Below are 26,305 nucleotides of genomic sequence, written 5' to 3'. Positions count from 1 at the left end.
GAGCAGCGCGAGGAGCGCGGCGCCGTTGATCGGCGTACCGGTCACCGGACGATCGAGAGGCCGGTCCCGCGGTGCCGGGCCTGCGGCTCGGTGATCGCCCGGGCGGCCGGCTCCGTCAGCCGGCGCGACGTCGGCTCCAGCTTGTCGGCCAGCCGGCGCAGTACGCCCGCCAGCCCCGCCCGAGGGGTGGTGCGTTCCCTGCCTTCGTGCAACTGGGCCCTGGCCTCGGCGGCGCGCACCTGCTCGGCGACGCGGTAACGGGCAACCTCTGCGTGTTCGGTCATCATGATCGTGCTCCCCTCGCGTAATCCCCGTGCTGTCTGGTTTTTGGCAGTGCTTCGCCCAGGTCCCGCCGTGTCGGCGGGACCTTCGAGCGGGTGGTGCTGGTGTCAGACCTTGACGACGGTGATGTCGCCGGAGACGGTGCGGGCCCGCAGCATCAGGGCGCGCTCCCCCTCGGCCGGCTTCTGGCCGGGCTCGAGGTCACACCGGATCCGTCCGGTGACCGTCTTCAGGTCCAGGTACGCCGGGAGCCCGTCCGGAACCCCGATCTGTACGTCGCCGCGGGCCGTCTCGGCCTGGACGCTCGGTCCGTCGGCGATCTCGACCTTGACGTCGCCGGAACCGGAGGTGGCGACCGAGTGGTCGCGGATCCGCTCGATGGTGATGTCCCCCGAGCCGACCTTGACCGACGTCGGACCGGACGCGTCGCCGATCGTGACGTCGCCGGAGCCGGTGCTCAGGCCGAGCGCGTCGGCCGCCTCCTCGATGTCGATCGAACCGGACCCGGTGCTCGCCCGGACGGCCCCGCCGGCCTGCTCGACCTTGACGTCACCGCTCCCGGTGTTGATGCCGAGCTCCTGCTCGACCCGGGACAGCTGGACATCACCGGAGCCGGTCGCGAGCCTGGCCACCCCGAGCGGAACCTCGGCGGTGATGTCGCCGGAGCCGGTCTTGACCCGGGCGTCGAGCACCGCGGAGGTCGCGATCCGGACCGTGATCTCCGGCCCCCGGCGGACGTTCCGCGGGCTCTCGATGATCAGCTCGCCGTCGTGGGCCTCGAAGATCACGCCCTCGTCGTCACCCTCGACCTCCATCGAGACCACAGTGCCCTCGCCCTCGGAGTTCGGCCCGATCTCGATCAGCCCGGAGCCGATCTCGATCCGGATCCGATCGATCCGGTCGTTCTCGTCGTCGATCAACTGGGTCGCACTGTGCTCGCTCATTCTGCCCATCCCGTCAGTCGCTGGCCCGGACCGTGTCCGCCACGGCGCCGTTCCTTGTCTTCCCGTCGCCGGTCCTTGTCGTCGCGCCGGCGGTCCCGGTCGTCCCGGCGGCGGTCCCGGTCTCCCCGGCCGCGGTCGGGGCCGAAGACGCCCTCGTCACCGAACGGTCCGTTCGGACCGAACACGCCGTTCGGGCCGAAGACACCGTCGGGGCCGAGCGGCCCGTTCGGACCCAGCGGGCCCTCGGGGCCGAACACCGGTCCTCGCGGTGGGCGCGGCGGCCGGGGCGGGCGCGGGCCACCACGGCGGGCGACGCTCAGCTCGGTCATCACGGTGCGCATCAGCCACGCGTTCGAGGAGATGCCCTCGGCGTTGGCGGCTTCGTCCACCTTGTTCTTGATCGACATCGGCAGCCGCAGCGTGATCCGCGCGGTCGGCTCGTCGGCGTCCGGGACGAACTGCTCGCCGTCCTCGGCGTCCACCTCGTCGTCGATGTCTTCGTCGGGCTCGTCCGGACCGGTCAGCTGGCTGGGCGCCGGCGTGACCACGAACTCCGGGCGGCCGCCGGCCATCCGGAGCTCGACCGAGCCCGGGGACAGCTCGCGGCTGATCTCCCCGGCGGCGTCGGACAGCGCTGAGATGAGGGCCAGGCGGCCCGCGTCATCCAGCGTGGCCCCGAGGCGCTGAGCCACGGAGCGGGTTTGCTCGTCGGCCAGGGCGGTGGCGTTCTCGACGCTCCGCCGGACCGACTCGAGGTAGTGGTCAAGTTCCATGGCAGCAATCATGACGTCAGCGTGACGTCACTGTCAACCCCTACTGATGTCAGTGTGCCGCCAAAGGCAGAATGGGATGCTGTCACCCGGACGCGCACCGACAAGGAGAATCATGTCCAGAGGAGTACTGATCACCGGCGCCTCCCGAGGGGTCGGTGCGGCCGCGGCGAAGGCGTTCGCAAACGCCGGCGACCGGGTGCTGCTGCACTGCCGCGGCGCCGTCGACCGTGCCGAGGAGATCCGTTCCGCGCTGCCCGGCGAGGGCCACGCGGTGCTCGCCGCCGATCTCGGCGATCCGGCCGCAATCCCTGCCCTGGTTGACGAATCGGCCGCCCGGCTCGGCCGGATCGACGTCCTGGTGAACAACGCCGCGATGTTCGTCGACGAGCCGGTCGCGGGCTCCCGGCGGATCGGTCACCCGTTGGCCGAGACGTCGTACGACGAGTGGGTCGCGACCTGGCGCCGGACGCTCGCGGTCAACCTCGAGGGCGCCGCCCACGTGACGTGGTGCGTGGCGCGACAGATGCTCGACTCCGACCCCGCGAAGGGCGTCAGGCGGGGCGCGATCGTCAACGTCGGGTCCCGCGGCGCGTACCGCGGTGAGCCCGACGTCCCGGCGTACGGTGCCTCGAAGGCGGGACTGCACGCGCTCGGCCAGTCGTTGGCGGCATCGCTGGCACCCGCTGACATCACCGTGACGTCAATCGCGCCCGGATTCATCGCCACCGACATGACCGAGACGTTCCTCGCCGGCCCGGGCGGCGACGCGATCCGCGCGCAGAGCCCGTTCGGCCGGGTCGCGACCGCCGAGGAGGTCGGGAACGCGATCTACTGGCTCGCGTCAGCCGAGGCGAACTGGGCCAGCGGCGCGGTCCTCGACTTCAACGGAGCGTCGTACCTGCACTGAGCCCGCCCAGCCGACCACGACCGCGGTGACCGTCCAGACCGCGGCGAGCACCGCGATCGGGAAGAGGTCGCCGCCCTCCTCGTCGAACAGCAGGATCAGTGCCAGGTTGACCGCCGCGTGCGCCGCCGTCGCAACCACGAGGTTGGTACGGCGGGCACCCTGCAGCACCGCGCCCATCACCACGGACAGGGCAGTCGCCATCACGACGAACAGGCCCATGAACGCGAGACCGTTGGCGAACCCACCGATATGCCAGAAGCCCCACAGCACACCGACGATCAGCGAGGACCCGAGCACCGGGAACCGCGTCTGCAGGTACGGCTGCAGGTATGCGCGCCAGCCGAGCTCCTCGCCCGCCGCACCGACGATCATCGTGATCACCAACGCCCAGACCGGGAACGGCAGGCTGTCCGCACGCCACGACCGCCCGGCGACCACATGCACGAGGACGGACACCAGCATCGCCGCGACGACGATGCCGACCACCAGGGCGCTCCGCCCGGCGGCGACCTTCGCCGGCTTGAACCGTACGGCGACCCGAGTGGTACGGCGGAACGCCAGGAACATCACGCCCACGCCGAGCGCCGGCGCGAACTGCACCAGCTGGATCAGGTCCGGATCCGGGCCGACCGCCGACTGCAGCGCGTTCAGGATCCCGCTGAAGGCCATCGTGGCCAGGTAGAACACCACCACCCGCAAGAACACAGCTACTCCTTGATGAGATGGGGAGCGATCAACAGGTCGAGCTGCTCGGTGAGGAACTCGGTCAGCGAGCCCCAGCCGTTCACCGCCCAGACCTGGAGCGCGCCGTTGAAACAGACCAGGGTGTGCCGCGCCAGGGCCGGTACGTCGGTGTCCGCGCGCAGCTCGCCCGCCTGTACCGCCTCCCGGTAGAACCGGTCGCAGCTGTCGACGATCGCCGCCGAGTGCGCCAGCGCGTGCTGCCGGAAGTCCGGATCGGCGACGTCGAGCTGGACGAATCCGAGACCGTTGCCGAGCTGTTCACGGCGCTCGATGTGGGCGACCGACGACAGCGCGAAGTCCCGGAGGGTGGCCAGCGGCGAGGAGTTCCGTTCCGCGACCGCCGCGGCCAGACGCTGGACCATCAGCGGCGATCGGGCCGCGGACGCGAGCAGCAGACCACGCTTGGAGCCGAACCGCTGCATCAGCGTCGGCGCCGCCAGACCGGCGCGGGCCCCGACCGCCGCGAGGGTCAGCTTCAGCGGCCCCAGCTCGGCCAGCACCTCGCGGGTCGCGTCGAGGATCACCTCGTCACTCACCAGCCGTGGCCGGGCCATGTCGGCGCCTCCGAGTTTGTGAATGGCTATTCGTTAATATCTGAAATCGTAACAGATCCCTGTGCGATCAGTTAGTCAGTGACAACGGGTGAGCATCCGGATACCTGGAGAGGGGTCCGGACCGCGAGTCCGCCGTCCGGTGCACCCGTCCGTTGCCGGACACGTCGTACAACGGGAGCCTCTTCATGCGTTTCGCCCGCATCGTCCTCGGCCTGCTGCTGGCAGTGGCAGGTTCCGTGGCCACCGTCGCCGGAGCCGCCGCCGCGTTCTGGCTGGTCGGCCCGGACAACACGATCTCCACGCCCAGCCGCCAACTCGCCAGTACGGGTCTCGCGGTCGTCAGCGCGCCGGCGCTGCTCGATCGGCACGGTCCGACGCTGCACGTCAGTGCGTCCGGCGACAAGCCGCTGTTCATCGGCGTCGCGCAGGACCTGGACGTCCGCGACTACCTGTCCGGCGTCGCGCACACCCGGGTGGTCAGCTTCGACCCTCCTGCCACGTTCGGGACGCAGGACCTGCGCGGCGGAGACAAGAAGCTGACGCCGCCCGGCGAGCTGGACTGGTGGGTCGCGCAGTCCGCGACCGGCGCGCAGTCGATCAGCTGGCCGGTGCAGGACGGCCGGTACGACGTCGTCGTGATGAACGCCGACGGTTCGCCGGCTGTCGGCGCACGGGTCACGTTCGGCATCCAGGTGCACCGCCTGTTCGGCATCTGCCTGCTGGTGCTCGGTGCCGGCGTGCTGGTGCTCGCGCTCGGGCTGGCGCTGATGCTGCGCCGCCGGCGGGTGCCGGCCGCGATCCTGGACACCACTGAGATCCCGGTCCTCACCAGCACCCGGATCCCCGTGCTGGTGTCGGCCGCTCCTGCGGACCGCAACGAACAGGACTACGCCCCGGCGTACCGCGTCTCTCCCTTCGCCCCCGACCGAGTAAGCCCCTTCGCTCCCCTGACAAATCAAGAGCGCGAGGAGGACGCCCCCGTCGAGCCGACGCCGGTGCAGGCGGCTCCCGTGCAGGCGGCTCCGGTCGCGCCGGCCGCGGTTGCGGTGCCGGCGGCGGGGGTTGCGGTGCCGGCGGCGCCGGTGTTCATGTCGGCGGCCGCCGTTGCCCGTGCGAAGTCTCCGGTGCTGATCGGCGCCGGCGCTCCGCACCGCTCCGAGGCACGACACGACGAGCCCACGTACGAAGCCCCTGAGACCAACGCCTCGACTGCGGTGAAGACGGAGGAGATTGTGCCTTTGGCTGAGTCTCCCGAGTTTGTCAAAAGTGATGAGGCGGTGCGCAAGACTGCCGCGTTGCTGGCCAGCGGGGCTCTGCTGCTGACGGCGACGAGCTGCGGGCTGATGCCGCCGAAGAACAGCTTGAGCGTGCCCGACAGCCGCCCGGCCGTCACCCTCGCCGACGCCCAGGCGGTCGTCCAGCGCTACAACCAGGTCAACAACCAGGCGAACCAGACCCGCGACGCCAAGCTCGCCGCCACCATCGAGGGCACGCCGACGCTCACCCAGACCCAGGCGGGCTTCGTGATCGGCCGGAAGCTCGACGCCGCCGGCAAGCAGGTGTCGAAGCCGTTCAGCTACACCGACCCGGAGATCGGCGCGCCGCAGTTCACCTCGTACCCGATGCGGTTCGTGGTCAGCTCCGGCGTCTCGGACGACCCGGCGAGCCGGCAGCTCGGCGTCTGGCAGCGGGCGAGCGCGGGCAGCCCGTGGCTCCTCACCCACTCGGTCTACCCGACGAAGTCGGTCACCGTACCGTCCGTCGAGGGCCTCCGAACCCCGGACACCGCCGACCTGAACAAGCTCCGCGCCCAGCCCGCAGCGGTCGCCAAGGACCTCGCGGCGTACCTCACCGGCGGCCCGAAGGCCCCGCAGGCGGCCGTCTTCACGCCGTCGCCCGGCCTGTCCAAGCTGGTCGAGCTGCGCGCGAAGTCGAAGGTCACCGACACTGCCGAGCCGTACATCGCGAGCGTCACCGACACCTTCCAGCCGTCCGGGACCCCACTCGCCTTCACCATGGCAACCGGTGACGCACTGGTGTTCCTCACGCTCACCGAGCAGTACCTGCAGCGCGTCGAGCCGGGCTCGAACGCGTACTGGACGAGCGGCGAGGCGACCGCGTTCAGCAGCATGGTCAAGTACACGCAGACCCTGCACCAGGACTATCTGCACCAGGTCGCGCTGGTGATCCCGGCGAAGGCGGCCGGCAAGGCGGTCCAGGTGCTGTCGATCGATCCGCAGCTGGTCGGCGCCGGCGGTGCCTGACTAGTCAGCGGTAAACGCTTGTCGAAAGATAGTTCCGACTGATTGACTCCCGGGGTCAGGATTTCCCGTCCGCCCGGGAGTACCAGTGCATCTCACCCGTCGCCGCCTGCTGTCGTTCGTTCCCGCCACCGCTCTGCTGACCGCGGTCAATCCGGCCCCGGCCGCGCGCGCGGCCACCACCGGCGCCGCCGTCGGGGCGACCGGCACCGCCGAGCCCGGCCAACTCCTCGCCAACGCGATCGCGATCTACGCCGGTACGGCGGAGTCCAACGTGCGGCCCGAGGTCGCGGCGAAGGTCGCCGCGATCGACCAGACCGCCCGTACCTGGCTGGCCGCCCTGGACAAGGCGGGCACCGGCGAACTGTTCGCCGGCGTCCCGCTCGGCACCAGCGATCCGAACCTGAGCGCGTCGTACCAGCACCTGTACGAGATCGCGCTCGCCTACCGCCGCCCCGGCCCCGCGTCGGACCTCCAGGTCGCGGCCGTACGGGACCGCATCGCGACCGGGCTGCAGTGGTTGTACGACAACTACTACGGCGACCAGTCGAAGGGGTACTACGGCAACTGGTTCACCTGGGAGATCGGCATCTCGACGTACGTGTCGAAGACCCTCGCGCTGATCGACGCACCGGCCGAGCTGATCACGCCGTACGTCGCCGCGATGGACGCGTACCTGCGCAACGGCAAGGACGGCGACGTCGACCTCGACTCGCGCTTCCACACCGGCGCGAACCTCGTCGACATCACCGCGAACCGCGTCCTGCAGGGCGCACTGCTGACCGACGACGCGCGGATCCGCAAGGCGCTGCAGGACCAGTTCACGGTGTTCGCAACCGTCGATCCGTACAACCTGCAGCACGGCGTCACGGACGGGTACTACGCGGACGGGTCGTTCATCCAGCACGCGTCGGTCGCGTACACCGGCTCGTACGGGAAAGGCCTGCTCAGCCGGGTCGTGCAGACCATCAAGGTGCTGTCCGGAACGGAGTACGCGCAGAGCGACGACCTGGTCGGCGTCGTACAGGGCTGGGTCGAGCACGGGTTCGCGCCGCTGATCTTCGAGGGCTGGATGATGGAGATCGTCAAGGGCCGCGCGGTCTCGCGGACCGGAACCGGGTACGCCGACGTCGCGGTGATCGTGGAGGCGATCGTCGACCTGGCCGACTACGCGACCGGCGCGGACGCGGCCCGGCTGAAGTCGTTCGCGAAGTTCACCGCACAGCCGACGATCAACCCGAACAGCTTCGTCTCCCCGGTCAGCATCGGCCGGTTCGCGGACCTCAAGGCGGACGCGTCGATCGTGCCGGCCGATCTCAACCCGGCAGCGCTCAGTACGGCGTTCAACGCGATGGACCGGACCGTGCACCGCCGTCCGGGGTACGCGTTCGCACTGGCACGCAACTCGCAGCGGATCAGCAAGTACGAGTACATGAGCGGCGAGAACCTGCTGCCGTGGTTCCAGGGCGACGGCGCGCACTACCTGTATCTGTCCGGTCAGGACCAGACGCAGGCGTTCGGCATCGACTACTTCACCACGGTGTCGCCGTACGCGCTGGGTGGGGTGACCGCGCCGGTCGAGACCCGCAAGTCGGTGCCGGAGCTGTACGGGACGGCGTACTACGACAACGTCGATGCAGGTTTCACCGCATCATCGGAGTCGCAGAACACGTACGTGTACTTCCCGGTCGGTACCAATGCGCATTCCGGCGGCGCGACGCTCGACGCGTACGGCGCGGTGGGCTGGGTGCAGTCCGACGACTTCGCGTACGCGTCGCGCAAGGACCTGCCCGACGACTTCGTGGTGTACAAGAACGCGTCGGCGACCAAGTCCTGGTTCCTGCTCGACGACGAGATCGTCGTACTCGCCGCAGGTGTCGGCGACGCGACCCGCGCCGTGACGACGACGCTGGACACTCGCATCGCGGCCGCCACGGCGCCGGTGAACGTCTCCAGGTCGTCGCGATGGTTCCGGTACTCCGACGGAACCGTTGCTGTCGGCTACTACTTGCTGCAGGCGGCAGACGTGTCCGCACAGGTGGAGACGGTGACGCGGAGCCGTCGAGTGGTCCGTACGTCGAACCCGGACACGGCTGTCACCAAGCAGGTCTTCGCACTCACGCACAAGCAGCCGGCCGGCAGGAAGCATTCACTCGCGTACGCATTGGTGCCCAACGCAACGGAATCCGCGCTGAAGTCGTACCAGCACGGGCGCGTCGTGGTGCTCTCGAACACCGTTGCCCTGCAGGCGATTCAGCATCTCGGCCTGCGCCTGACCGCCGCCAACACCTTCACCCGCGGCCTGCATCACCTGCCCGGGCTGAGCGTGGACGGACCGGCGTCGGTGCTCGTCCAGCGCCAGGCTGCCGACATACAGGTTGCGGTGTCCGATCCGACGACGCAGCGCGACAGCATCACCGTCAACCTGTGGGCGCAGTACTTGAAGACCGCGGCTCCGGTCGACGGGGTTCGGGTGACGCGCACGGCGGTCGGCACGCGGCTGACGTTCAGGACCCGGCACACGAACGGGGCGAGTCTGCAGGTCAAGCTTCTTCCAGCTTGGTGATCAGGGCCTGCATCGTGCTGAGCGTCGTCCGGAGCTCGTCGAGGTCGACGGTCTTCGCGAGCTCGGAGGTCCAGGGGTGCTGCGCGACCGCGATCTGGCGGATCGCGTAGTACCCAGCCTCCGTGCACGCGAGCAGCTTGGCGCGGCGGTGCGCCGGATTCGGCCGGTACTCGGCCAGCCCGCGCTCGACGAGCAGGTCCGCGATCCGCTGCACGCCCTGCCGGCTCACGCCCATGATCCGACCGACGTCCGCGACCGACCGCGGCTGGTCGAGGACGCCACCGAGCACCTGCCACCACGCGGCGGTCAGCCCGCCGTTCGCCGCCAGACCCTGCGCGGCCTCCATCAGCCGCGCGTTCAGCCGGAAGGTGGCGAGGACGACGTCCGTCAACAGCGCACCACCTTCCGACTGCCGCCCGGGCTTCGGCCACTCCTCCCGCGGTGGAACAGTCATCCCACCAGGGTCGCGTACGCGGCCGGGTCGGCACGGTGGAACACGCCCTCGTACGCCTCCAGCTTCCGCTCGTCCGCGAGTCCGAGCCGCTCCAGCACCGCCCGCGCGAACTGCACCGGCGAGTCCGGCCCCGCGGTGATCAGATCGCCGCCGACGACCGCGCGCGCATCGACGTACCGACCCGAACCCTGATAGCCGGTCGCCTGCAGATACTCCTTCGCGGCGCTGGTGTGGTCACGCTCGTCGAGCAGCCCGGCCCGCGCCAGCCCCGCCGTCGCACCGCAGATCGCCGCCACCGGTACGCCGTCGTCCAGGAACCGCCCCGCCAGCTTCGCGAACGCCTCGCCACCTCCGGCATCCCACTGTCCAGACCCCGCAAGCACGAGCAGGTCGCCCGCCACCGGCTCCACCTCGCCGATCGTCACGTCCGGCACCACCCGCATCCCACCCATGGTCGTCAACGGCTCCAACGACTCCCCCACCGTCACCACCCGCCAAGGCACCCCGGTAAACCGCCCCGTCCGCAACTCCACAAGAAGATGCCCAATCTCCCAGTCCGCCAACGTCTCGTACACCGCCACGTATGCCGTCTTCATAGACAACATGCTGTCATTTCGGCAACATGTTGTCAAGAGGTGTGCAAATCCAGGTGCTCGTGAGGGTTGGGGGTGCGAGGGTGTGGGGATGGGCGTGCGTGCGGTGACGTTGGAGGATTGGCGGGAGTTTTGGCCGTTGGTGGAGGGGTTCGGGACGGCGTTTTCGGAGGCGGAGAGTCGGGGGTTCTTTGCGGAGTTGGTGGGGGATCCGCGGTGGGTGGTGTTGGGGTACGACGACGGCGGGCTGGTGGGGTATGCCGCGGTGCAGGACTACGGGACGCATCTGCGGGGTGGGGCGCGGCATCACGGGCGGTTGCACGACCTGTACGTGATTCCGGAGCGGCGCGGCGCCGGCATCGGGCGGGCCTTGATGGACGGTGCGGTCGAGTGGGCGTCGATCCGCGTGCGGTACCTCGAATGGCAGGCGCACCACGAGCGCTCGGCCCCGTTCTACGAGGCCCTCGGGTACCACGGCCAGCCGTGTCCGCAGCCTGACTACCCGACGTTCGAGATCGACTTCAAAGCCTCAGCAGGCTGACCCCGGCGAGCGCGGTCGCGGCGGCGGCCACCGCGAGGGCGTGGCGTACGTCGAGTGTCGCGAGCAGATTGGTCGAGGCGATCAACGGCACGGTCTGTACGAGGGACAAGAGCGACTGCAGGCGGGTCAGGTGTGATCGTGGAGTACTGCGGACGAACACCGGCGCAAGGTGTGACGCGAAGAGGCCGACGCCCAAGCCTTGTACGAGAGTCGCCCCGACGGCGGCTGGGACTGATGGCGCCAGTGCGAGGCCCGCGATCCCCACTGCACCGAGGAGACACCCGACTCCGCCCGCCAGGCCGGCGCGGGCGAACGTCCCGAACCGAGCGACCAGGACAGTCACCAACAGGCTCCCGCAGACGTTGCCTGCAACAACAAAGCCGGCCTGGCCCGCTGTCCAGGCGTGCGATCGGGCGAGGAGCGGCACGCACAACGACGTCACCGGCAGGACGAACGCGGCGACGAGTGCGACCACCCCCAGGACCATCCGCAGTACTGGATCACCGATCGCGACCCGCAGCCCGTCCAGCGCAGCACGTACCATCGACGGGCGCTCGCTCTGCGGCGGGACGTCGTACGGCGGCCTGAGGATCAGCAGCACGAAGAACTGCACCGCGAATGTCAACCCGTCGAGCACAAGCGCCCCGACCAACCCAACCGTCGCAACCAGCACACCGCTGAACGGGCCGCCAGCCAACCGCATCACCTGCGACGCAGAGGTCTGCATGGCCATTGCCCTGGGCAACTGATCGTCCGGTACGAACAGCCGCGCGAGCACACCGGCCGCGGGCAGGGCGAACGCGTCGACAGTCCCCACCGTGATCGACGTGGCGAGCAACAGACCCGCGGACACACCGCGGATGCCGACCACCAGCGCCAGCAGGAAGCAGCAAGCGCCGACGATCGCGGTGCAGGCGAGCAGCAAGCGGCGCGGGCCGATGCGGTCGCCGAGCACACCGCCGAGCAGGAGCAGTACGGCGCGCGGCAGGGTGAACCCGGTCAGTACGAGCGCGGCGACCTGCGGACCGATGCCTGTCGCGGCCCATCCGAGCGCAAAGTACAGCGCCGTGTCGCCGAGTACCGAGAGAGTGGAGCCTGCCAGCCAGCCGTAGTAGGTCCGGTTCACCCATCCAGCCGGACGGGCATCACGAGCGTCGTGAACGTACCCTGATCCGCCGACCGTACGACGACCGGCCGGGCCGGCTCGCAGATCTCGAGCAGTACGTCCGGACCGACGCTCGCCTCCAGCGCCGCGGCCAGCATGCTCGCGGTGAATCCGACCCGTGCCGTACCGGACCCGATCGCGTCCAGCCGCACCTCGTCGCCTGATCCTGGAGGTACGTCGACGATGCGTAGCGCGTCGGACTCGAGGTCCAGGACGACCACCTCGCGCCCGACGAGCGCGCCGAGTAGCGCCACCCGATCGACGACCACGCGGCACACCGGCGGCGCCAGCCCCTCGAGGATCTGCTGGTACGCCGGGTACTCGGCATCGGAGACCGGAAGCGCCCGGGCCTCGTACTCGGCATCGGAGACCGGAAGCGCCCGGGCCTCATCCTCCCGCGCGAGCACCAGCCCTCCGTCCACCTCCACCCGTACGACGTCTCCGGCCGCGATCCACCGGCTCAAGGCCATCAGGTCCGCGGCGGGTGCGAGGACCCGTCCGGTGGCGCCGGCGAACTCCACCGGCCGTACGGTCCGCACCGCCAGCCGGTAGCGGTCGGTCGCCACGAACGTGATCTCCTCGGGCGACAGCTCGATCAGCACACAGTCCAGCCCCGGGTACTCGTCGGTCGGAGCAGCGGTCGGCGCGACCTGCCGGACCGCACTCGCGAATTCGGGCCCGCCAAGAACCGCAGTCGTCCGCTGCGAGAGGAGCTGGGTGAGCAGCCGGGTCGCGGCTTCCCGGGTCGCGGTGGACTTGGCCTCCAACGTACGAAGGTGTGCGCGGACCAGCTCGGCAACCTCGGCGGCCGGCGCGTCCAGCGCGAGCCGAACATCCGGGAGCGGCAGGTCGATCTCTCGCAGGTCGCGAAGCAACCGCGCCCGATCCGCCTGCGACGCGTCGTAGTACCGGTAGCCATTGGTCGCGTCGACCTCGGCAGGTGGAAGCAGCCCACAGTCGTCGTAGAACCGCAACGCACTCGGCGCCAGCCCCACCAGCCGCGCAAACTCACTGATCGTCATCCCGCGACCCTCCCCCCTGCACCAACTCGAAGGTCAACCCACAGCCCCCGCATCTGGAGGGTCAGCCGCGGATTCGGCCCCAGAGGTTGAGGGTTTTGCCGAAGCGTTCGCCGCGGATCCAGTCCAGGATGCCCTTGGCGGAGCGTTCCGGTGGTACGTCGCCGCGCACGGAGCGCGGGACGTGTTTGCGGATCTCCGCCGCGTCCGCGAGCGCGTCCTGGATCTGCGCCTCGATCCAGCCACGGGCCGCGAGCCGCTTGCGCCGTACCGCGTCCGGACAGTCCAGGTGCAGCCAGCGGCCCTCGGGCAGCTCGGTCGGCAGCAGCGGCGACAACAGCAGTACCGGGATCCCCGAGCGCCGGATCAGCTCGGTGATCCGCAGCCACAGCGCGTTGTACGCCGGCCAGATCGGCGCCGCCGTCGGACTCGCGATGCTGATCCCGAGCAGCCGGCCGTTGTCGTCCAGCAGCTCGTCCATGTCCATCACGACCAGATTGCCGGGGCTGAGCCGTACCAGCTCCGGCACAACCGTCGACTTCCCTGAACCGGGCGCCCCGGTCACCACGAACAACCTCGTCACAGCTCTAGTGTGCGGTCATTCGACTGAGAGGCGCACGGGAGGTCGTGCTTCGCCGGGAACTGTGGGGAGTCCGCTGGGTCCTGGGGTGACCGAACCGAGGACGCTGGAGTGGCCTGCGCCGGTGCAACTAGGGACCGTGCCGCCGAGTCCGTGAACGGTCAGGAAGCCGAGGACGGCAAACGCGTACGCCTCCTTGGCCGCCGCCGGCATGCCCAGCTCATCGGTGGTCCGGACCGGTACGTCGAGCTCGTCCGCGAGCAGGTGCATCAGGACCGGGTTGCGGATCCCGCCGCCCGAGGCCACCACCTCGGTCCCGCCGTACCGGCGTACGGCATCAGCCACCGTCCGCGCCGTCAGCGTGGTCACGGTCGCGACCAGGTCCTCGGCCGGGATCACGGGCAGCCCCTCCATCGCATGCGCGACGTACGCGAGGTTGAACAGCTCCTTGCCCGTCGACTTCGGCGCCGGGCGCTGATAGTACGGCTCGGCCAGCAGCCGCGTGAGCAGCTCCTCGTGCACCTGCCCACGCGCGGCCATCACGCCGTCCGCGTCGAACGCGTGCCCGGTCAACTCCGTCACCACGGCATCGATCAGCGCGTTCGCCGGCCCGGTGTCGAACGCGACCGGATCGCCGTGCACGACGGTGATGTTCGCGATCCCACCTAGATTCAGCGCCACCGGTACGCCCGGACGCCCGCGCAACCACAGCACGTCGACGATGCTGACGAGCGGCGCACCCTGCCCACCGGCCGCCACGTCCCGCGCCTGCAGATCCGACACAACCGGTACGCCGGTGGCCTCCGCGATCCAGGCCGGCTGCCCGAGCTGCAGCGTCCCGCGCGCCACCCCGTTGTCGACCCAGTGGAACATCGTCTGCCCGTGCGACACGATCAGGTCCGCGTACCCACCGCACAGCTGCTCGACGGCCTGCCGGGCGACCGTCGCGAACGCCTGCCCGATCCCGGTGTCGAGCTTGCACACCTCTTCGGCCGACGTCGGCGCCGGCGGCAGCGCGGACGCGACCGCAGCCCGAAGATCGTCCGGGTACGGCTGACTCAGCATCCCCAGCGGTGTCAGCACCAACTGGTCCCCGTCCAGCCGCAGATCCGCTGCGGCAGCATCGATCGCGTCGTACGACGTCCCGGACATCAGCCCGATCACTCGCATGTCACTCCCGTCGGTGGCGGTCGCAACCCCCAGTCTCGGTCATCAGGCCGGGGGTCTTGACAGCCGGTGATCGCCGATTGATGATCGGTGACGCTATACCGGTTTATCTCCGCCGTCTGCACGCACAGCCAGACAGGTGGTGAGGGCTACTTAACCGATATAGCAACTCCGCCCACCTTTGACGAGGAGTCGATCTGCTCATGAAGCGAAGGACCCTGTTGTCTGCTCTGGCCGCCGGCACTGCCGCGGCCACCGTCACAGCCACCGGCGCCACGCTGCCTGCCGAGGCCGCCCGTAAGTGCCGCCGCGCGCAGAAGACCGGGCCGGTCACCGTCGCGTACGTCGAGGTCAACGACCACAGCATGCTGAGCGCCGGCAAGTACACCTTGGCGAACGGCGGCGCGCAGGTGATCGACGTCGCGGTGATCTTCGCGGCGAACATCAACTACGACGGCTCGAACGCGTACCTGTTCTTCAACGACCAGGTGACCAACGTCCTGAACAACGTCGCCACCCAGGTCCGCCCGCTGCAGCAGAAGGGCATCAAGGTCCTGCTGTCGATCCTCGGCAACCATCAGGGCGCCGGCTTCGCGAACTTCCCGAACCAGGCGGCCGCCGACGCGTTCGCGCAGCAGCTCGCGGACGCGGTCAACCAGTACGGTCTGGACGGCATCGACTTCGACGACGAGTACGCGGAGTACGGCAACAACGGCACCGGCCAGCCGAACGACTTCTCGTTCGTCTACCTGGTCCAGGCGCTCCGCGCCAAGCTCCCGAACAAGCTCATCACGCTGTACGACATCGGCCCGGCGGCGGATCGCCTGTCGTACAACGGCCAGAGCATCGCGGAAACCTTCAACTACGCCTGGAACCCGTACTACGGCACCTGGGGCGTGCCCGCCGGCCCGAGCGAGAAGTCCCGCCTCTCCCCGGCTGCCATCTCCTACACCGCCACCAGCTCGTCGACCACCGCAAGCCTCGCCCAACGCACGGTCGACGAGGGCTACGGCGTCTTCCTCACCTACAACCTCACCGAGTCCGACACGTCGTCGTACATGACGGCCTTCACTCAGAAGCTCTACGGCAGCGCCACGGTCTACAACCCGTAGGTCCAGCCCGGCTGCCAGTTGAAGGGCGACTCGATCAGTTCCTCCAGGGGGCGGCCGCTGCCGAGCAGATGGTCGAGGGCCCAGCGGTTGGCCGAGTGGGCGACCACGAGGACAGTCGCGGCGTCGTACGACCGTTTGAGGTCGGTCAGGAAGGAACGGGTCAGGTCGACCACGTCGGCGTACGACTGACCGCCCGGGAACGGGGTCCGGACGCGCTCGATCCTGGGGGCGAGCGCGTCCACCGGGGCGCCGTTCAGCTCGCCGTAGTTGCATTCGCGCAGGCGCCAGTCCTGGAGGTGCGGGACAGTCAGCCCGGACAACTCGACGGTCTGCACGGCTCGCCGGAGGTCGGAGCTGAACACCACGTCGACATCCTGCCGGCGCGGCCCGATCTCCGCGGCCAGTCGCCGCCCCTCCTCCGACAGCTCCCCCGGCAGCCAGCCGGTCGCGAAGCCCTGCTCGTTGTCCACCGTGGTCGAGTGCGTCTCGTAAATCAGCTTCATAACCTCACACCCAATCTCACTTTGCCTCTATTACCGACGGGTATATACTCAAGTTACTCGTGAGTAAACTGCTTAGGGGATCTCTGTGAGTCATTACAAGTCGAATCTGCGGGACATCGAGTTCAACCTGCTCGAGGTGCTGGGCCGTGCCGACGTGCTCGGTCAGGGCCCGTACGCCGAGATGGACGTCGACACCGCCCGTGAGGTGCTCGCGGAGGTCGACCGGCTGGCCAAGCACGAGCTGGCCGAGTCCTTCGCGGAGGCTGACCGGAACCCACCGGTCTTCGACGCGGCAGCCCATGAGGTCCGGATGCCCGAGGCGTTCAAGAAGAGCTACCACGCCTACATGGACGCCGAGTGGTTCAAGCTCGAGCTCCCCGCCGAGCTGGGCGGTCAGCCGACCCCGCCGTCGCTGCGCTGGGCTGCCGCCGAGCTGGTCCTGGGCGCGAACCCGCCCGTCCACATGTACGCCGCCGGCCCGAACTTCGCGCACGTGCTCTGGCGCAACGGCACCGAGCGCGACCAGAAGATCGCGCACCACATCATCGAGCGCGGCTGGGGCGCGACGATGGTGCTGACCGAGCCGGACGCCGGCTCCGACGTCGGCGCCGGGCGGACCAGGGCCACGCTGCAGGACGACGGCTCGTGGAACATCGAGGGCGTCAAGCGGTTCATCACCTCGGGCGAGCACGACATGACCGAGAACATCGTCCACCTGGTGCTCGCGCGTCCGCAGGGCATCGAGGGCGCCGGCGGTCCGGGCACGAAGGGCCTGAGCCTGTTCGTGGTCCCGAAGTACCACTTCGACCTCGAGACCGGCGAGCTGACCGGGGAGCGCAACGGCGCCTTCGTCACCAACGTCGAGAAGAAGATGGGCATCAAGGTCTCCACGACCTGCGAGGTCACCTTCGGCGACACCAACATCGGCGGTCCGGCCAAGGGCTGGCTGCTCGGCGAGGTGCACGACGGCATCGCGCAGATGTTCCAGGTGATCGAGTACGCCCGGATGATGGTCGGCACCAAGGCGATCGCCACCCTGTCCACCGGCTACCTGAACGCGCTCGAGTACGCGAAGGAGCGGGTGCAGGGCGCCGACCTGACGCAGCCGGCCAAGGACGCGCCGCGCGTCACGATCACCCACCACCCCGACGTACGGCGCTCGCTGCTGACGCAGAAGGCGTACGCCGAGGCGCTCCGGGCGCTCGTGCTGTTCACCGCGACGTACCAGGACCGTGCCGAGCAGGCGCGGTACGCCGGTGAGCACGACAAGCTCGCCGAAGGCGTCAACGACCTGCTGCTGCCGCTGGTGAAGGGCTACGGCTCGGAGAAGTCCTGGACGCTGCTCGGCACCGAGTCGCTGCAGACGTTCGGCGGCTCCGGCTTCCTGCAGGACTACCCGATCGAGCAGTACGTCCGGGACGCGAAGATCGACACCCTCTACGAGGGCACGACCGCCATCCAGGGCCAGGACCTGTTCTTCCGCAAGATCATCAAGGACCAGGGCAAGGCGCTCGGCCATCTCGCCGAGCAGGTGCAGGCGTTCGTCGCCTCCGAGGCCGGCAACGGCCGGCTCAAGGAGGAGCGCGGACTGCTCGCCAAGGGCCTCGAGGACACGCAGAAGATCCTGGGCATCATGGGGCAGGCCCTGATGGCCAGCAACCCGCAGGCCGAGAACGGCGACCCGCGGAACGTCTACAAGGTCGGCCTGAACACTTCGCGGCTGCTGTTCGTGCTCGGCGACGTGGTCTGCTCGTGGCTGATGCTCCGGCAGGCCGAGATCGCGCTGGAGAAGCTCGGCGGCGAGCTGTCCCCCGCCGACCAGGACTTCTATACAGGCAAGGTCGCAGCGGCCCAGTGGTTCGTCCGGAGCACGATGCCGTCGGTCCGCGCCGAGCGGGTCAAGGCCGAGCTCACCGACCTCGACGTGATGGACCTCCCGGAGTCCGCGTTCTGAGGGTATGACCCCTCCGGCTCGGCCGCTTGCGCGGGTCGAGCCGGAGGCCCCGGGCCCTTCGGGGCTCTCCGGGCCGAGAGCCTCGGGGCATGATTTGCCCGATCTGCCCCGGGTTGCCCCGCGATCTGCCCTGTTGCGGAGCGCGTTGGTGTAGCAACGTTTCTGCCCTGAAACACCGTGACCCTGGCTTGGTCTCCCCTGTCCAGGCCAGGGTCGCGTCTACTCCGGAGCGGAACCGGGCGAGGATGGTCTGCGTCGGTGTGAATGTGTCCACCCTCGGTCGTCGTACGCTGTCCGCGATGCGCCTCCGATTTCTCACCGCCCTGCTCGCGGCCCTCGCGTTCCTTCCCGCCCTCCCGGCGCGGGCGGACACGCCCGAGTTGCCCGACCGGATCGCCACCGCGTGGCGGACCGACCACCTGTCGGTCGACCCACGGCTGGCGATCCCGGCGACCGAGCTGAACCGGATCCGCGCCGCGATGCGCACTGCGGGCATCCCGGTGTACGTCGCGATCGTGCCGCGGACGCCGTACCTGAAGACGAACGCCTACAACATGCCGACGCTGCTGCACGCCCGGATCGGCGAGCAGGGGCTGTACGTCCTCGCGGTTGCGAACGACGACTACTGGTCGACGACCGCGGGGCTCTACCGCCAGGGTGGCCTGCACGGCCGTGACCTGATCGGTGTCCAGGCCGACGACAAGCAGCGCCTCGACATCGTCACGGACCGTCCGGCGCCGACGATCGTCCGGACGATCCAGCAGGCCTCGACCGCGTTCGACGGGCGCGCGCTGCCGCCGGTCCCGGCCGGCGACCTCGAGCCGCCCGACAAGCCCCGCGACCACCGTCTGTCGGTGACCGACAAGAAGGACCGGTCGGCCTACATCGGCATGGGCATCGGCGGATTCCTCGGGCTCGTGCTGACGCTGGTGATCGGGCTGCGGCACCGGCGGGGCACCAAGCGCACGAAGCAACCGGTCAAGGACAGGAAGCCGGTCGACACCAAGGGCGTGCAACTCAAGGCCGCCGCCAAGATCAAGGCGGCCGAGCGCGCCGTCGCACGGCTCGACAAGCGTCGCAACCGGACGACGGAGCAACTGGACCAGCGCGACGACGCGTACCGCCGGCTGGATGCGGCGCGGACGCTGCGCGCGGACCAGCCGGAGGACCTGCTCGCCTCGGCCGGCGCTCTCGTGCTGGCCCGGCAGGCTGAGCGGGTCGCGTCCGGCGCGGCCCTGCAGCCGCCGTGCTTCTTCGACCCGAGGCACAATCCCGGTACGGCGACGGTCGAGTGGGCGGACGACGTCGAGGTGCCGGCCTGCCAGCAGTGCGCGACCGTCGTCCGGCAGGGAAAGACGCCGCGCGGCCTGCGGGTCTCGTCCAGGTCCGGCGTGCTCGGCCACGACCGCAAGCAGGTGCCGTACTGGACGCTCGACCCGGAGGACAGCCCGATGGTCGCGACCGGTTTCGGCGCGCTGTCCGACGACCTCCCCGAGCGGATCGCGAACCGGAAGGACGACGTGCGATGAGACGACTCGTCCTGTTGCTCGCAGCAACAATTTTCCTGCTGACCGGGACCGCTCACGCGGCCACGCCGACGGACACCCGGATCACCGGCGCGGTCGCCGCCTGGGCGCACGAGCCGCTGTACGTCGACCCCGACTTCAGCACAGTCGTCGATCGCTCCGAGACGCTGCAGGTGATCTCCGGCCAGCAGGTCCCGGTCTTCGTCGCCGTCGTACCGACCGGCGAATGGTTCCCGGAGAAGGGCGACGCCGAGTTGCTGGCCGGCCGCCTGGCCGCTGCGAACGGCAAGCCCGGCGTGTACGTCGTGACGGACGGCGACCGGACGTACGGCGTCGCGAACCAGCTCGCTGTCTACGCGCCGAGCTGGACGTACGGGACCGGCGACGACTCGGTCAGCAAGCAGCTCGCGGCGTACCTCGACGGCGTCGAGCAGACGAAGCACAGCACGCCCGAGCCCGCGCGGACGACGCCGACACCGCCGCCCGGACCGCCGCGGGAGTACCCGGAGGAGAAGTTCACCGTCGGGAGCGCGATCGGGAACGGCGTCGCCGGTAGTGTCGTCGGCCTGATCGGCGGCGGTTTCCTGGGCGGGATCGTACTGATCGTGGCGGCGATCGCCACCCCACGACGACGGAAGGAACGCGCGTGAAGGTCCGGATTCTCCTGACGTGCCTGGCCGCGGCACTGACGCTGCTGGTCGCGGCACCGGCGCAGGCCGGTACGACGCGGACCCCGGCGGAACGGGCCCGCGAGATCGCGACCGCGCTGACCAAGGACCCGCTGTACATCGACCCGGCGTACGCGACCGCCCTGCCGGCGAACCTGCGCGCCGACGTCAAGAAGCGCTCGGACGCGCTCGGGTACCCGGTGTTCACGATCATCCTGCCGCTGACGCCGAGCGACGAGTTCGAGGGCAAGGAGAGCAACGTCCTCACGCTGGTGATGGACGCGCTGAAGAAGCCGGGCCTGTTCGTCGTGGTCGACGGCGGCAGCCGCTTCCCGTGGTACGAGGCGCGCGACGTACCGCAGCTCAGCGACGAGAAGCTGGACGCCTCGCGCCAGCGTGCGCTGGACGACACCGGGTACGACGCCGGACCGACCCAGGTACTGGCCCGGATGTACGAGCTGCTCGCTCAGCCCGGGATCCCGAAGACGTCCGCACGGCCGACATCGGCGTCGCGGCCGGACCGGGGAGACTCCGACTCCGGCGGCCATGGCTGGATCGTGGCGTTGTCGATCGTCGGTGGGCTCGTCGTCCTGATCGGGCTCGGGCTGGTGATCGGGCGGACGCGTGGTTCGGGGTCGGGACCGCGGCGGGAGAAGACCTTCCAGATTCCGCCGCACGTGGCCGCGACGGTGGCGGCCGAGCGGCGCCGGAAGCTGACCCGCGACACCAACGCCGAGCTCACCAGCCTCGGTTCGGAACTCGCCGCGTTGCCGACGACGGCGGGCGGTGGGCTGGTTCACCAGCAGGCCGCGCTCGACGATCACGCGGCCGCGGCGAAGATCCTCGACACCTCCGCGCCGGAGCTCGTCGACCTGGTCGGCGCGATGGTGCTGCTCGACAAGGGCCGCCGGGAGTACGACGCCGCGGTCGCGGTCGCCGCGGGCCGGCGCGCCGCCGACGTACCGGAACTGTGCGCCTTCAACCCGCTGCACGGGCGCTCGTCCGCACGGCCGACGAAGGTCGAGTCGAACGGCACCACGCTGACGCTGCCGCTCTGCAACGAGTGCCGGCAGGCGCTCAAGCGCGGTGCCGCGCCCGCGTCCCTGCCCGGCAAGGACGGCCCGTACTGGTACGAGGACTCACTCTGGGCCCGGACCTTCTTCGGCACCACCGGCGACGACCTGGCCGCGGCCGTGTCACGGGGCGAGCTGCGTCGGTGAATCCCTGAGAGGGGCTCAGGGACTGGTCGGGGGACCTGCCGGATCCTGGAGTACTGCCTTCGAGCCTACTGTCGTTGCGACAGCGTGGGTGGGCTCGAGAAGAGGCGGACGATGGCGGAGAACAAGCAGCTCGGCGTGATCCTGCTGGTAGCGGCGGCCGGGTTGGCGTTCTGGCAGTTCGGGGACCGGGACTCCGACGACACACACAAGATCGACGACCAGATCAGCACGGTCCAGCTGGCCGCCGACCACTCCGACATCACGATCAAGGTGTCCGACGACGACCACGCGAGCGTGCGGGAGAAGCGCAAGTTCTGGTTCTTCAAGCACGGCGACGCGTACTCGGTGGACAACGGCGTACTGAAGCTCACCGGCGACTGCGGCTGGCAGTGCTCCGCCGACTACGAGGTCACCGTGCCGCGCGGCACGAAGGTCACCGGCGACAACGGCAGCGGCGATCTCGAGGTCAGCGGCGTCGGCGGGATCGACGCCAAGTCCCGCTCCGGCAAGGTCGAACTCCGCGACGTCGCCGGGGACGTCAACCTGGACGTGACCTCCGGCGACGTGTCCGTCCACGGCCTGGCCGGGAAGCTCGACGTCAAGGCGAACTCCGGCGATATCGAGGGCAAGGACCTGAAGGGCGGCGCGGTCGACGTCGAGACCACCTCCGGCGACATCGAGCTGGGCCTCGCCCAGGCGAACGACGTCCACGTCAAGGGCACCAGCGGCGACATCGAGATCACCGCTCCCGGCGGCGACTACAAGGTCACCACCGACAGCAAGCACGGCGAGGTCGACAACACCCTGGGCAACAACTCCTCCGCCGCCCACTCCGTCACCGCCACCACCACCTCAGGCGACATCGAGCTCCGCGCTACTCATTGACGTCGCGGTGGTGTTCTTCGACCACGCGGTATTCCTCTTCGACGGCCGGGTCGATGGCGTTCGTCTCGACCCGCCGACGGCGGTTGGTGATGTAGAAGGACAGCAGGATGCCGGCCACGCCGGCCAGCAGCAGGATGTAGCCGACGACCTGCAGGTTGACCGCGTCCCAGCTGTCCCGAACGGCGAACGCCAGGATGGCGCCCACCACCATCAGAAAGATCCCCACACCGATACTCATCGACGTCCTACCTTTCCGGCGCGCGACTACCTGAATCCGCCCACCCAGTACCCCAGCGCCAAACTCCCAGTGCGGGGCACTAGCTAGTTGGCGCCGGACAGGACCAGTTGCAGGCGTGCCGGACCGTCGGGGGTGACCGTGACGGGGACGCCCCAGTCCTGGCGGTGCATGTGGCAGGCGGGGAACTCGACCTCGGCGGAGTCGTCGCAGGACGCGGCCTGGACCGCGACGTGCAGGACACCGGAGCCGGCGTGCGGGTCGATCACGAGGCGGCGTACGAGGTCCGTCGAATCACCGGCCCCCTCGCGCAGCAGGTTGTCCGGAGTGGACGAGACCAGGAGCCTGGTCGACGGGCCGTACCGGGTATCGAGTTTCTGGCCGGGCGGTGGCGTGAACACGACCTCCAGGGTCACCTCGCCGGCGGCGATGTCCATCGGAGGACGCTGCGAACGGGTGCTGAACTCGTCCGCGGTCGCCGACGCACCGAGCGGGATCCGCGTCAACCGGTGCGCGGCCGACTCGACCACCACCAGCTCGTTGCCTACGACAACGGCACCGCTCGGCTCGGCCAGCCCGGTCGCCATCGTCTCCACGCTCTCGGTCGCCGGGTCGTACCGCCGGACGGCACCGTTGTACGTGTCCGCGATCGCGACCGACCCGTCCGGCAGTGCCGTCACACCGAGCGGGTGCTGCAGCAATGCCTCGCCGGCCTTCCCGTCCCGGAGCCCGAAGTCGAACAGGCCAGTCCCGACGGCGGTGTGTACGCCGGCCTCGTCGACCCATCGCAGCGCCGAGATCTCGGAGTCCGCGAGCCACAACCGCTCACCGTCCGCCGCGAGCCCGCTCGTCTGCGCGAACCAGGCCTCGTCGAGCGGACCATCCTTGAGCCCTTCGTTGGTCGTCCCCGCAGCAACCGCTGTCACCCCGCTGAACGGATCGAACGTCCACAGCTGGTGGACGCCGGCCATCGCGATCCACACCTTGCCGCCCCACCAGGCCACGTCCCACGGCGAACTCAGCACGTCGGTGCCGTCGCCGTCCATCCACTGCTTCCCCGTGCCGACCAACGTTCGCACCTCACCGGTGCCCAACGAGATCCCGCGCAGCGCGTGGTTGACGGTGTCCGCGACCACCACGTCGTACCCGACCTGGCCGGCCACGTCGTCCGGTAGCACGACCAGACCGTTCGGCTCGGAGAAGCGCGGCTCGAGGCCGTCGATGAAGCCCCGCTCGCCGGTCCCGATCCGCCGTACGACGGTGGTCGCGTCGGCGGCGAGCTCGACGATGCTGTGGTTCCCGGCGTCCGCGACCAGGAACCCGTTGTCGAGCGCAACCACCTTCGCTGGGAAGCGTAGGTCGGTCGGCTCGGCAGCGGGAGCGACGTACGGCGACTTGCCGCGCGTCAGCGTACCGGCGGCCTCGTGCTGGGGCACCAACTCGGCCAGCAGCGCGTCGAGCGCGTGCAGATGCCCTTCACCGGAGTACTGCGCGACGATGTAGCCGTTCGGATCGACCAGAACGAGGGTCGGCCAGGCGCGTGCGGTGTAGTTCTGCCAAGTGATCAGCTCCGGGTCGTCCAGCACCGGATGCCCCACCTCGTACCGCTCGACGGCGGACCGTACGGCGGCCTCCTCGCCCTCATGCGCGAACTTCGGCGAGTGCACCCCCACAATCACCAGCGCATCGCCGTACTTCTCCTCCAGCGGCCGCAACTCATCCAGCACATGCAGACAGTTGATACAACAAAACGTCCAAAAATCGAGCATCAAAAAACGGCCCCGGAAGTCGGCCAGCGCCAACTCCCGCCCACCGGTGTTCAACCACCCACGACCCCGCAACTCAGGCGCACGCACATGCATGCCCCCATTGTCCGTCCTGGCTCAACCGGACGCGTCAGCGCGGGAGGATCAGGGTGTCGGTGAGGAGTTTGGCGGTTTTGCGGAGGGTGGCCGGGGAGGAGGAGAGGTCGGTGGCGAGGGTGTAGGGAGTGAGAGTCTCGCCGGGGCCGACCAGGCGGTGGCGATGGGCGATCAGCCAGACGATGGCGCGCGGCCAGGTGGAGAGGCGGGCCTTGGCGAGCAGGTCGGGGGCGTCGCGGACCAGGCGTTCGGCGATGTCGAACGCGTCCGGCGCGTACGCCGTACCGAGAGTTTCGCCGGCCATCAGCCAGGCGTGCGGGGCGAGCACCGAGAGGGTGGCGGCCTGGTGGTTGTCGAGGCCGCTGAGGTCCGGTTGCGGCGGGGACCCGAGACCGGCCAGGGCGCGGTAAGCGTCTTCCAGGTCGTTGGTGCTGTCATCCAGGAAAACCCGCTCGCCCGGCTTCGTACCGACCGGGTCGATCATCGCGGTGGCCTCCAGCGCGGGCTGCCAGACGTCGACGGCGTCGACGGCCTCCTCGATCGTGTCCAGCGGCAGCTGCGTGTGGTCGCCGGCGAACTCGAGCCAGGCCTTCACCACGGCCGGCACCGCGTCGAAGTAGGTGCTGTCGGCAAGCACCTTGCGGGGCAGCCAGTGCGCCAGGAACAGCTCGACGAGCACCCCGCTGACCCGGAGCGGGCCGCCGACGGTGTGGTCGACCGCGTGGTCGATCCAGAGCCGGACGATGTCCTGGGCATCGTGGGGCAGGCCAACGGCGAACCGTGACTCGAGGAACTCCTCCACCAACTGCTCGCGCTGCCGCGGGGAGAGCAGCGGCCGCATCGGTGGGCGGACCGGGCGTTCCGGCATCTGGGTCAGCCGGTTCACCAGCAGGCCGGTGAAGAACTCGAAGTCCTCGCTGACCGGCGGATCGTCGTAGTCGCGGGTCTCGCCGAGCGCCTGCAGGATGATCCCGGCCGCAATCGGCGGGCGCACGGTCCGGATGGTCACCCGGCCGCCGCGCTCGTACGCCTCCAGGACGCGGTCCACCGGCGGGCCGACGAACACGTCCTTGATGATCGCGCCGACGTTGTTGTCGATGAACACCACCACGGTGTGCGGATGATGCTCGTCGTAGTAGTCCAGGACGACGCTCAGCCCGTCGCCGGTGATGTCCTCGGAGACGATCGCGCTGGTCAGCCGGAAACCGGCGATCCGCGTAACCCACTCCGGCACTTCGTCCTGCGTCCGCAGGCGGGACACGTGGGCCCGCTGCAGCGGCAGCCGCCCGGCCGGACCGACCGTCCGCGCCAGGCTGGTGAGCAGCACGAAGGACTCCAGATCACGGCGCTCACCGAGCACCCGGGCTGCGTCGGCCCAGAAGAACCGCTCCACCTCTCCGATCTCGTCCGGACGCCCGGCCGGCCACAGCTGGTCGGCGAGCATCGCCGCCGAGCGCGCCACGGACGCCTCGGCGATCACCGGGTGCAGCGCGGCCGGCACGGAGGCCAGGTCGAGGGCAAGCGTTTCCAGCAGGGTCTCCAGCACAGCGAGGCTCGGCGTGGTGTCGACATCGACACCCGCCACCGGCGCGTAGGGCTCGCCGGGCTCCGAACCGACGAGCCGCAAGTGGCTGCGCCGTCCGTCCCGTCCACGAGGAGACTTGGTCACCTCCGTGAGATTACCGTCCGGAGCCACTCCCCCGCAGTCCCCACCGCGTGCCCTGTGGACAACTGTGCTTTCGGCCTCGCCTTCGGCTCGGCGGGTCCTGGCGCTTTGTCTCCCGTTCTTC

General features: G+C 69.6%; 25 protein-coding genes. 10 read left to right on the top strand and 15 right to left on the bottom strand.

Going from position 1 to position 26,305, the window contains the following annotated elements:
• Positions 1 to 41: 41 nt before the first annotated feature.
• The 3 genes from ACGFI6_RS11925 to ACGFI6_RS11915 all read right to left on the bottom strand — a co-directional run bounded on the left by ACGFI6_RS11925 (position 42) and on the right by ACGFI6_RS11915 (position 1,999).
• On the bottom strand, positions 42 to 287 hold the full coding sequence (locus ACGFI6_RS11925) for a hypothetical protein (protein WP_393117556.1): 246 nt from the start codon (positions 285 to 287) through the stop codon (positions 42 to 44).
• Between the two features lie 102 nt (positions 288 to 389).
• Positions 390 to 1,226: a DUF4097 domain-containing protein gene (locus ACGFI6_RS11920; RefSeq protein ID WP_393117554.1), complete on the bottom strand. Its 837-nt coding sequence runs from the start codon at positions 1,224 to 1,226 to the stop codon at positions 390 to 392.
• Positions 1,223 to 1,999, bottom strand: coding sequence for a hypothetical protein (locus tag ACGFI6_RS11915; RefSeq protein WP_393117552.1), 777 nt, complete (start codon positions 1,997 to 1,999; stop codon positions 1,223 to 1,225). Before ACGFI6_RS11915 ends, ACGFI6_RS11920 begins: the two co-directional genes overlap by 4 nt.
• A gap of 112 nt (positions 2,000 to 2,111) precedes the next feature.
• On the opposite strand from ACGFI6_RS11915, the gene ACGFI6_RS11910 reads away from it, so the two are divergent.
• Positions 2,112 to 2,906 (top strand): SDR family NAD(P)-dependent oxidoreductase, encoded by a 795-nt coding sequence (locus ACGFI6_RS11910; protein ID WP_393117550.1) that lies wholly within the window; start codon positions 2,112 to 2,114, stop codon positions 2,904 to 2,906.
• Here ACGFI6_RS11910 and ACGFI6_RS11905 read toward each other — a convergent pair.
• Entirely contained in the window at positions 2,841 to 3,611 is a 771-nt protein-coding gene (locus tag ACGFI6_RS11905; protein ID WP_393117548.1) for a CPBP family intramembrane glutamic endopeptidase, read from the bottom strand. The two genes, ACGFI6_RS11910 and ACGFI6_RS11905, sit on opposite strands and share 66 nt — an antisense overlap.
• A gap of 2 nt (positions 3,612 to 3,613) precedes the next feature.
• Positions 3,614 to 4,204 (bottom strand): TetR/AcrR family transcriptional regulator, encoded by a 591-nt coding sequence (locus ACGFI6_RS11900; protein WP_393117546.1) that lies wholly within the window; start codon positions 4,202 to 4,204, stop codon positions 3,614 to 3,616.
• Between the two features lie 185 nt (positions 4,205 to 4,389).
• Here ACGFI6_RS11900 and ACGFI6_RS11895 point away from each other — a divergent pair, with 185 nt between their 5' ends.
• Positions 4,390 to 6,468, top strand: a complete 2,079-nt coding sequence (locus ACGFI6_RS11895; protein WP_393117544.1) for a hypothetical protein — start codon at positions 4,390 to 4,392, stop codon at positions 6,466 to 6,468.
• Between the two features lie 85 nt (positions 6,469 to 6,553).
• Positions 6,554 to 9,031, top strand: a complete 2,478-nt coding sequence (locus ACGFI6_RS11890) for a polysaccharide lyase family 8 super-sandwich domain-containing protein (RefSeq protein ID WP_393117543.1) — start codon at positions 6,554 to 6,556, stop codon at positions 9,029 to 9,031.
• On the opposite strand, the gene ACGFI6_RS11885 is transcribed toward ACGFI6_RS11890, so the two are convergent.
• Entirely contained in the window at positions 9,009 to 9,485 is a 477-nt protein-coding gene (locus ACGFI6_RS11885) for a MarR family winged helix-turn-helix transcriptional regulator (RefSeq protein ID WP_393117541.1), read from the bottom strand. The two genes, ACGFI6_RS11890 and ACGFI6_RS11885, sit on opposite strands and share 23 nt — an antisense overlap.
• Positions 9,482 to 10,081, bottom strand: a complete 600-nt coding sequence (locus ACGFI6_RS11880) for a DJ-1/PfpI family protein (RefSeq protein WP_393117539.1) — start codon at positions 10,079 to 10,081, stop codon at positions 9,482 to 9,484. The genes ACGFI6_RS11885 and ACGFI6_RS11880 overlap by 4 nt, the downstream gene beginning before the upstream one ends.
• A 7-nt stretch (positions 10,082 to 10,088) precedes the next feature.
• On the opposite strand from ACGFI6_RS11880, the gene ACGFI6_RS11875 reads away from it, so the two are divergent.
• The gene (locus ACGFI6_RS11875; protein ID WP_393117537.1) at positions 10,089 to 10,619 is read left to right on the top strand and encodes a GNAT family N-acetyltransferase; all 531 of its coding nucleotides are present in this window, start codon (positions 10,089 to 10,091) and stop codon (positions 10,617 to 10,619) included.
• Here ACGFI6_RS11875 and ACGFI6_RS11870 read toward each other — a convergent pair.
• The 4 genes from ACGFI6_RS11870 to ACGFI6_RS11855 all read right to left on the bottom strand — a co-directional run bounded on the left by ACGFI6_RS11870 (position 10,600) and on the right by ACGFI6_RS11855 (position 14,553).
• On the bottom strand, positions 10,600 to 11,745 hold the full coding sequence (locus ACGFI6_RS11870; RefSeq protein WP_393117535.1) for an MFS transporter: 1,146 nt from the start codon (positions 11,743 to 11,745) through the stop codon (positions 10,600 to 10,602). The genes ACGFI6_RS11875 and ACGFI6_RS11870 overlap by 20 nt on opposite strands.
• Positions 11,742 to 12,806, bottom strand: coding sequence for a MerR family transcriptional regulator (locus ACGFI6_RS11865; protein WP_393117533.1), 1,065 nt, complete (start codon positions 12,804 to 12,806; stop codon positions 11,742 to 11,744). Before ACGFI6_RS11865 ends, ACGFI6_RS11870 begins: the two co-directional genes overlap by 4 nt.
• A 61-nt stretch (positions 12,807 to 12,867) precedes the next feature.
• Entirely contained in the window at positions 12,868 to 13,386 is a 519-nt protein-coding gene (locus tag ACGFI6_RS11860) for an AAA family ATPase (protein ID WP_393117531.1), read from the bottom strand.
• A gap of 15 nt (positions 13,387 to 13,401) precedes the next feature.
• On the bottom strand, positions 13,402 to 14,553 hold the full coding sequence (locus ACGFI6_RS11855) for an anhydro-N-acetylmuramic acid kinase (protein ID WP_393117529.1): 1,152 nt from the start codon (positions 14,551 to 14,553) through the stop codon (positions 13,402 to 13,404).
• Between the two features lie 200 nt (positions 14,554 to 14,753).
• Between ACGFI6_RS11855 and ACGFI6_RS11850 the strand changes: the two genes are divergently transcribed.
• Positions 14,754 to 15,662: an endo-beta-N-acetylglucosaminidase H gene (locus ACGFI6_RS11850; protein ID WP_393117528.1), complete on the top strand. Its 909-nt coding sequence runs from the start codon at positions 14,754 to 14,756 to the stop codon at positions 15,660 to 15,662.
• Here the strand turns inward: ACGFI6_RS11850 and ACGFI6_RS11845 are convergent.
• Positions 15,650 to 16,165, bottom strand: a complete 516-nt coding sequence (locus ACGFI6_RS11845) for a histidine phosphatase family protein (RefSeq protein WP_393117526.1) — start codon at positions 16,163 to 16,165, stop codon at positions 15,650 to 15,652. The genes ACGFI6_RS11850 and ACGFI6_RS11845 overlap by 13 nt on opposite strands.
• A gap of 85 nt (positions 16,166 to 16,250) precedes the next feature.
• Between ACGFI6_RS11845 and ACGFI6_RS11840 the strand changes: the two genes are divergently transcribed.
• From ACGFI6_RS11840 to ACGFI6_RS11820, 5 genes are all read left to right on the top strand, one after another.
• Entirely contained in the window at positions 16,251 to 18,119 is a 1,869-nt protein-coding gene (locus ACGFI6_RS11840; RefSeq protein WP_393117524.1) for an acyl-CoA dehydrogenase, read from the top strand.
• A 299-nt stretch (positions 18,120 to 18,418) separates the two neighbouring features.
• Positions 18,419 to 19,648, top strand: a complete 1,230-nt coding sequence (locus ACGFI6_RS11835; protein WP_393117522.1) for a hypothetical protein — start codon at positions 18,419 to 18,421, stop codon at positions 19,646 to 19,648.
• Positions 19,645 to 20,295 (top strand): hypothetical protein, encoded by a 651-nt coding sequence (locus ACGFI6_RS11830; protein WP_393117520.1) that lies wholly within the window; start codon positions 19,645 to 19,647, stop codon positions 20,293 to 20,295. Before ACGFI6_RS11835 ends, ACGFI6_RS11830 begins: the two co-directional genes overlap by 4 nt.
• Positions 20,292 to 21,533, top strand: a complete 1,242-nt coding sequence (locus ACGFI6_RS11825) for a hypothetical protein (protein WP_393117518.1) — start codon at positions 20,292 to 20,294, stop codon at positions 21,531 to 21,533. Before ACGFI6_RS11830 ends, ACGFI6_RS11825 begins: the two co-directional genes overlap by 4 nt.
• A 111-nt stretch (positions 21,534 to 21,644) precedes the next feature.
• On the top strand, positions 21,645 to 22,418 hold the full coding sequence (locus ACGFI6_RS11820; protein ID WP_393117516.1) for a DUF4097 domain-containing protein: 774 nt from the start codon (positions 21,645 to 21,647) through the stop codon (positions 22,416 to 22,418).
• Here ACGFI6_RS11820 and ACGFI6_RS11815 read toward each other — a convergent pair.
• The 3 genes from ACGFI6_RS11815 to ACGFI6_RS11805 form a co-directional block, all read right to left on the bottom strand.
• The gene (locus ACGFI6_RS11815) at positions 22,408 to 22,656 is read right to left on the bottom strand and encodes a DUF6458 family protein (protein WP_393117514.1); all 249 of its coding nucleotides are present in this window, start codon (positions 22,654 to 22,656) and stop codon (positions 22,408 to 22,410) included. The genes ACGFI6_RS11820 and ACGFI6_RS11815 overlap by 11 nt on opposite strands.
• Before the next feature lie 83 nt (positions 22,657 to 22,739).
• Positions 22,740 to 24,515 carry an NHL domain-containing thioredoxin family protein gene (locus ACGFI6_RS11810; protein WP_393117512.1) on the bottom strand — a complete coding sequence of 592 codons (1,776 nt, stop codon included), beginning with the start codon at positions 24,513 to 24,515 and terminating at the stop codon, positions 22,740 to 22,742.
• Positions 24,516 to 24,549: 34 nt separating this feature from the next.
• Entirely contained in the window at positions 24,550 to 26,184 is a 1,635-nt protein-coding gene (locus ACGFI6_RS11805; RefSeq protein WP_393117510.1) for a hypothetical protein, read from the bottom strand.
• Positions 26,185 to 26,305 lie beyond the last annotated feature (121 nt).

This window comes from Kribbella sp. NPDC048928 (assembly GCF_043197975.1).
Taxonomy (GTDB): Bacteria; Actinomycetota; Actinomycetes; order Propionibacteriales; family Kribbellaceae; genus Kribbella.
This window is presented reverse-complemented; position numbering and strand designations above follow the sequence as displayed.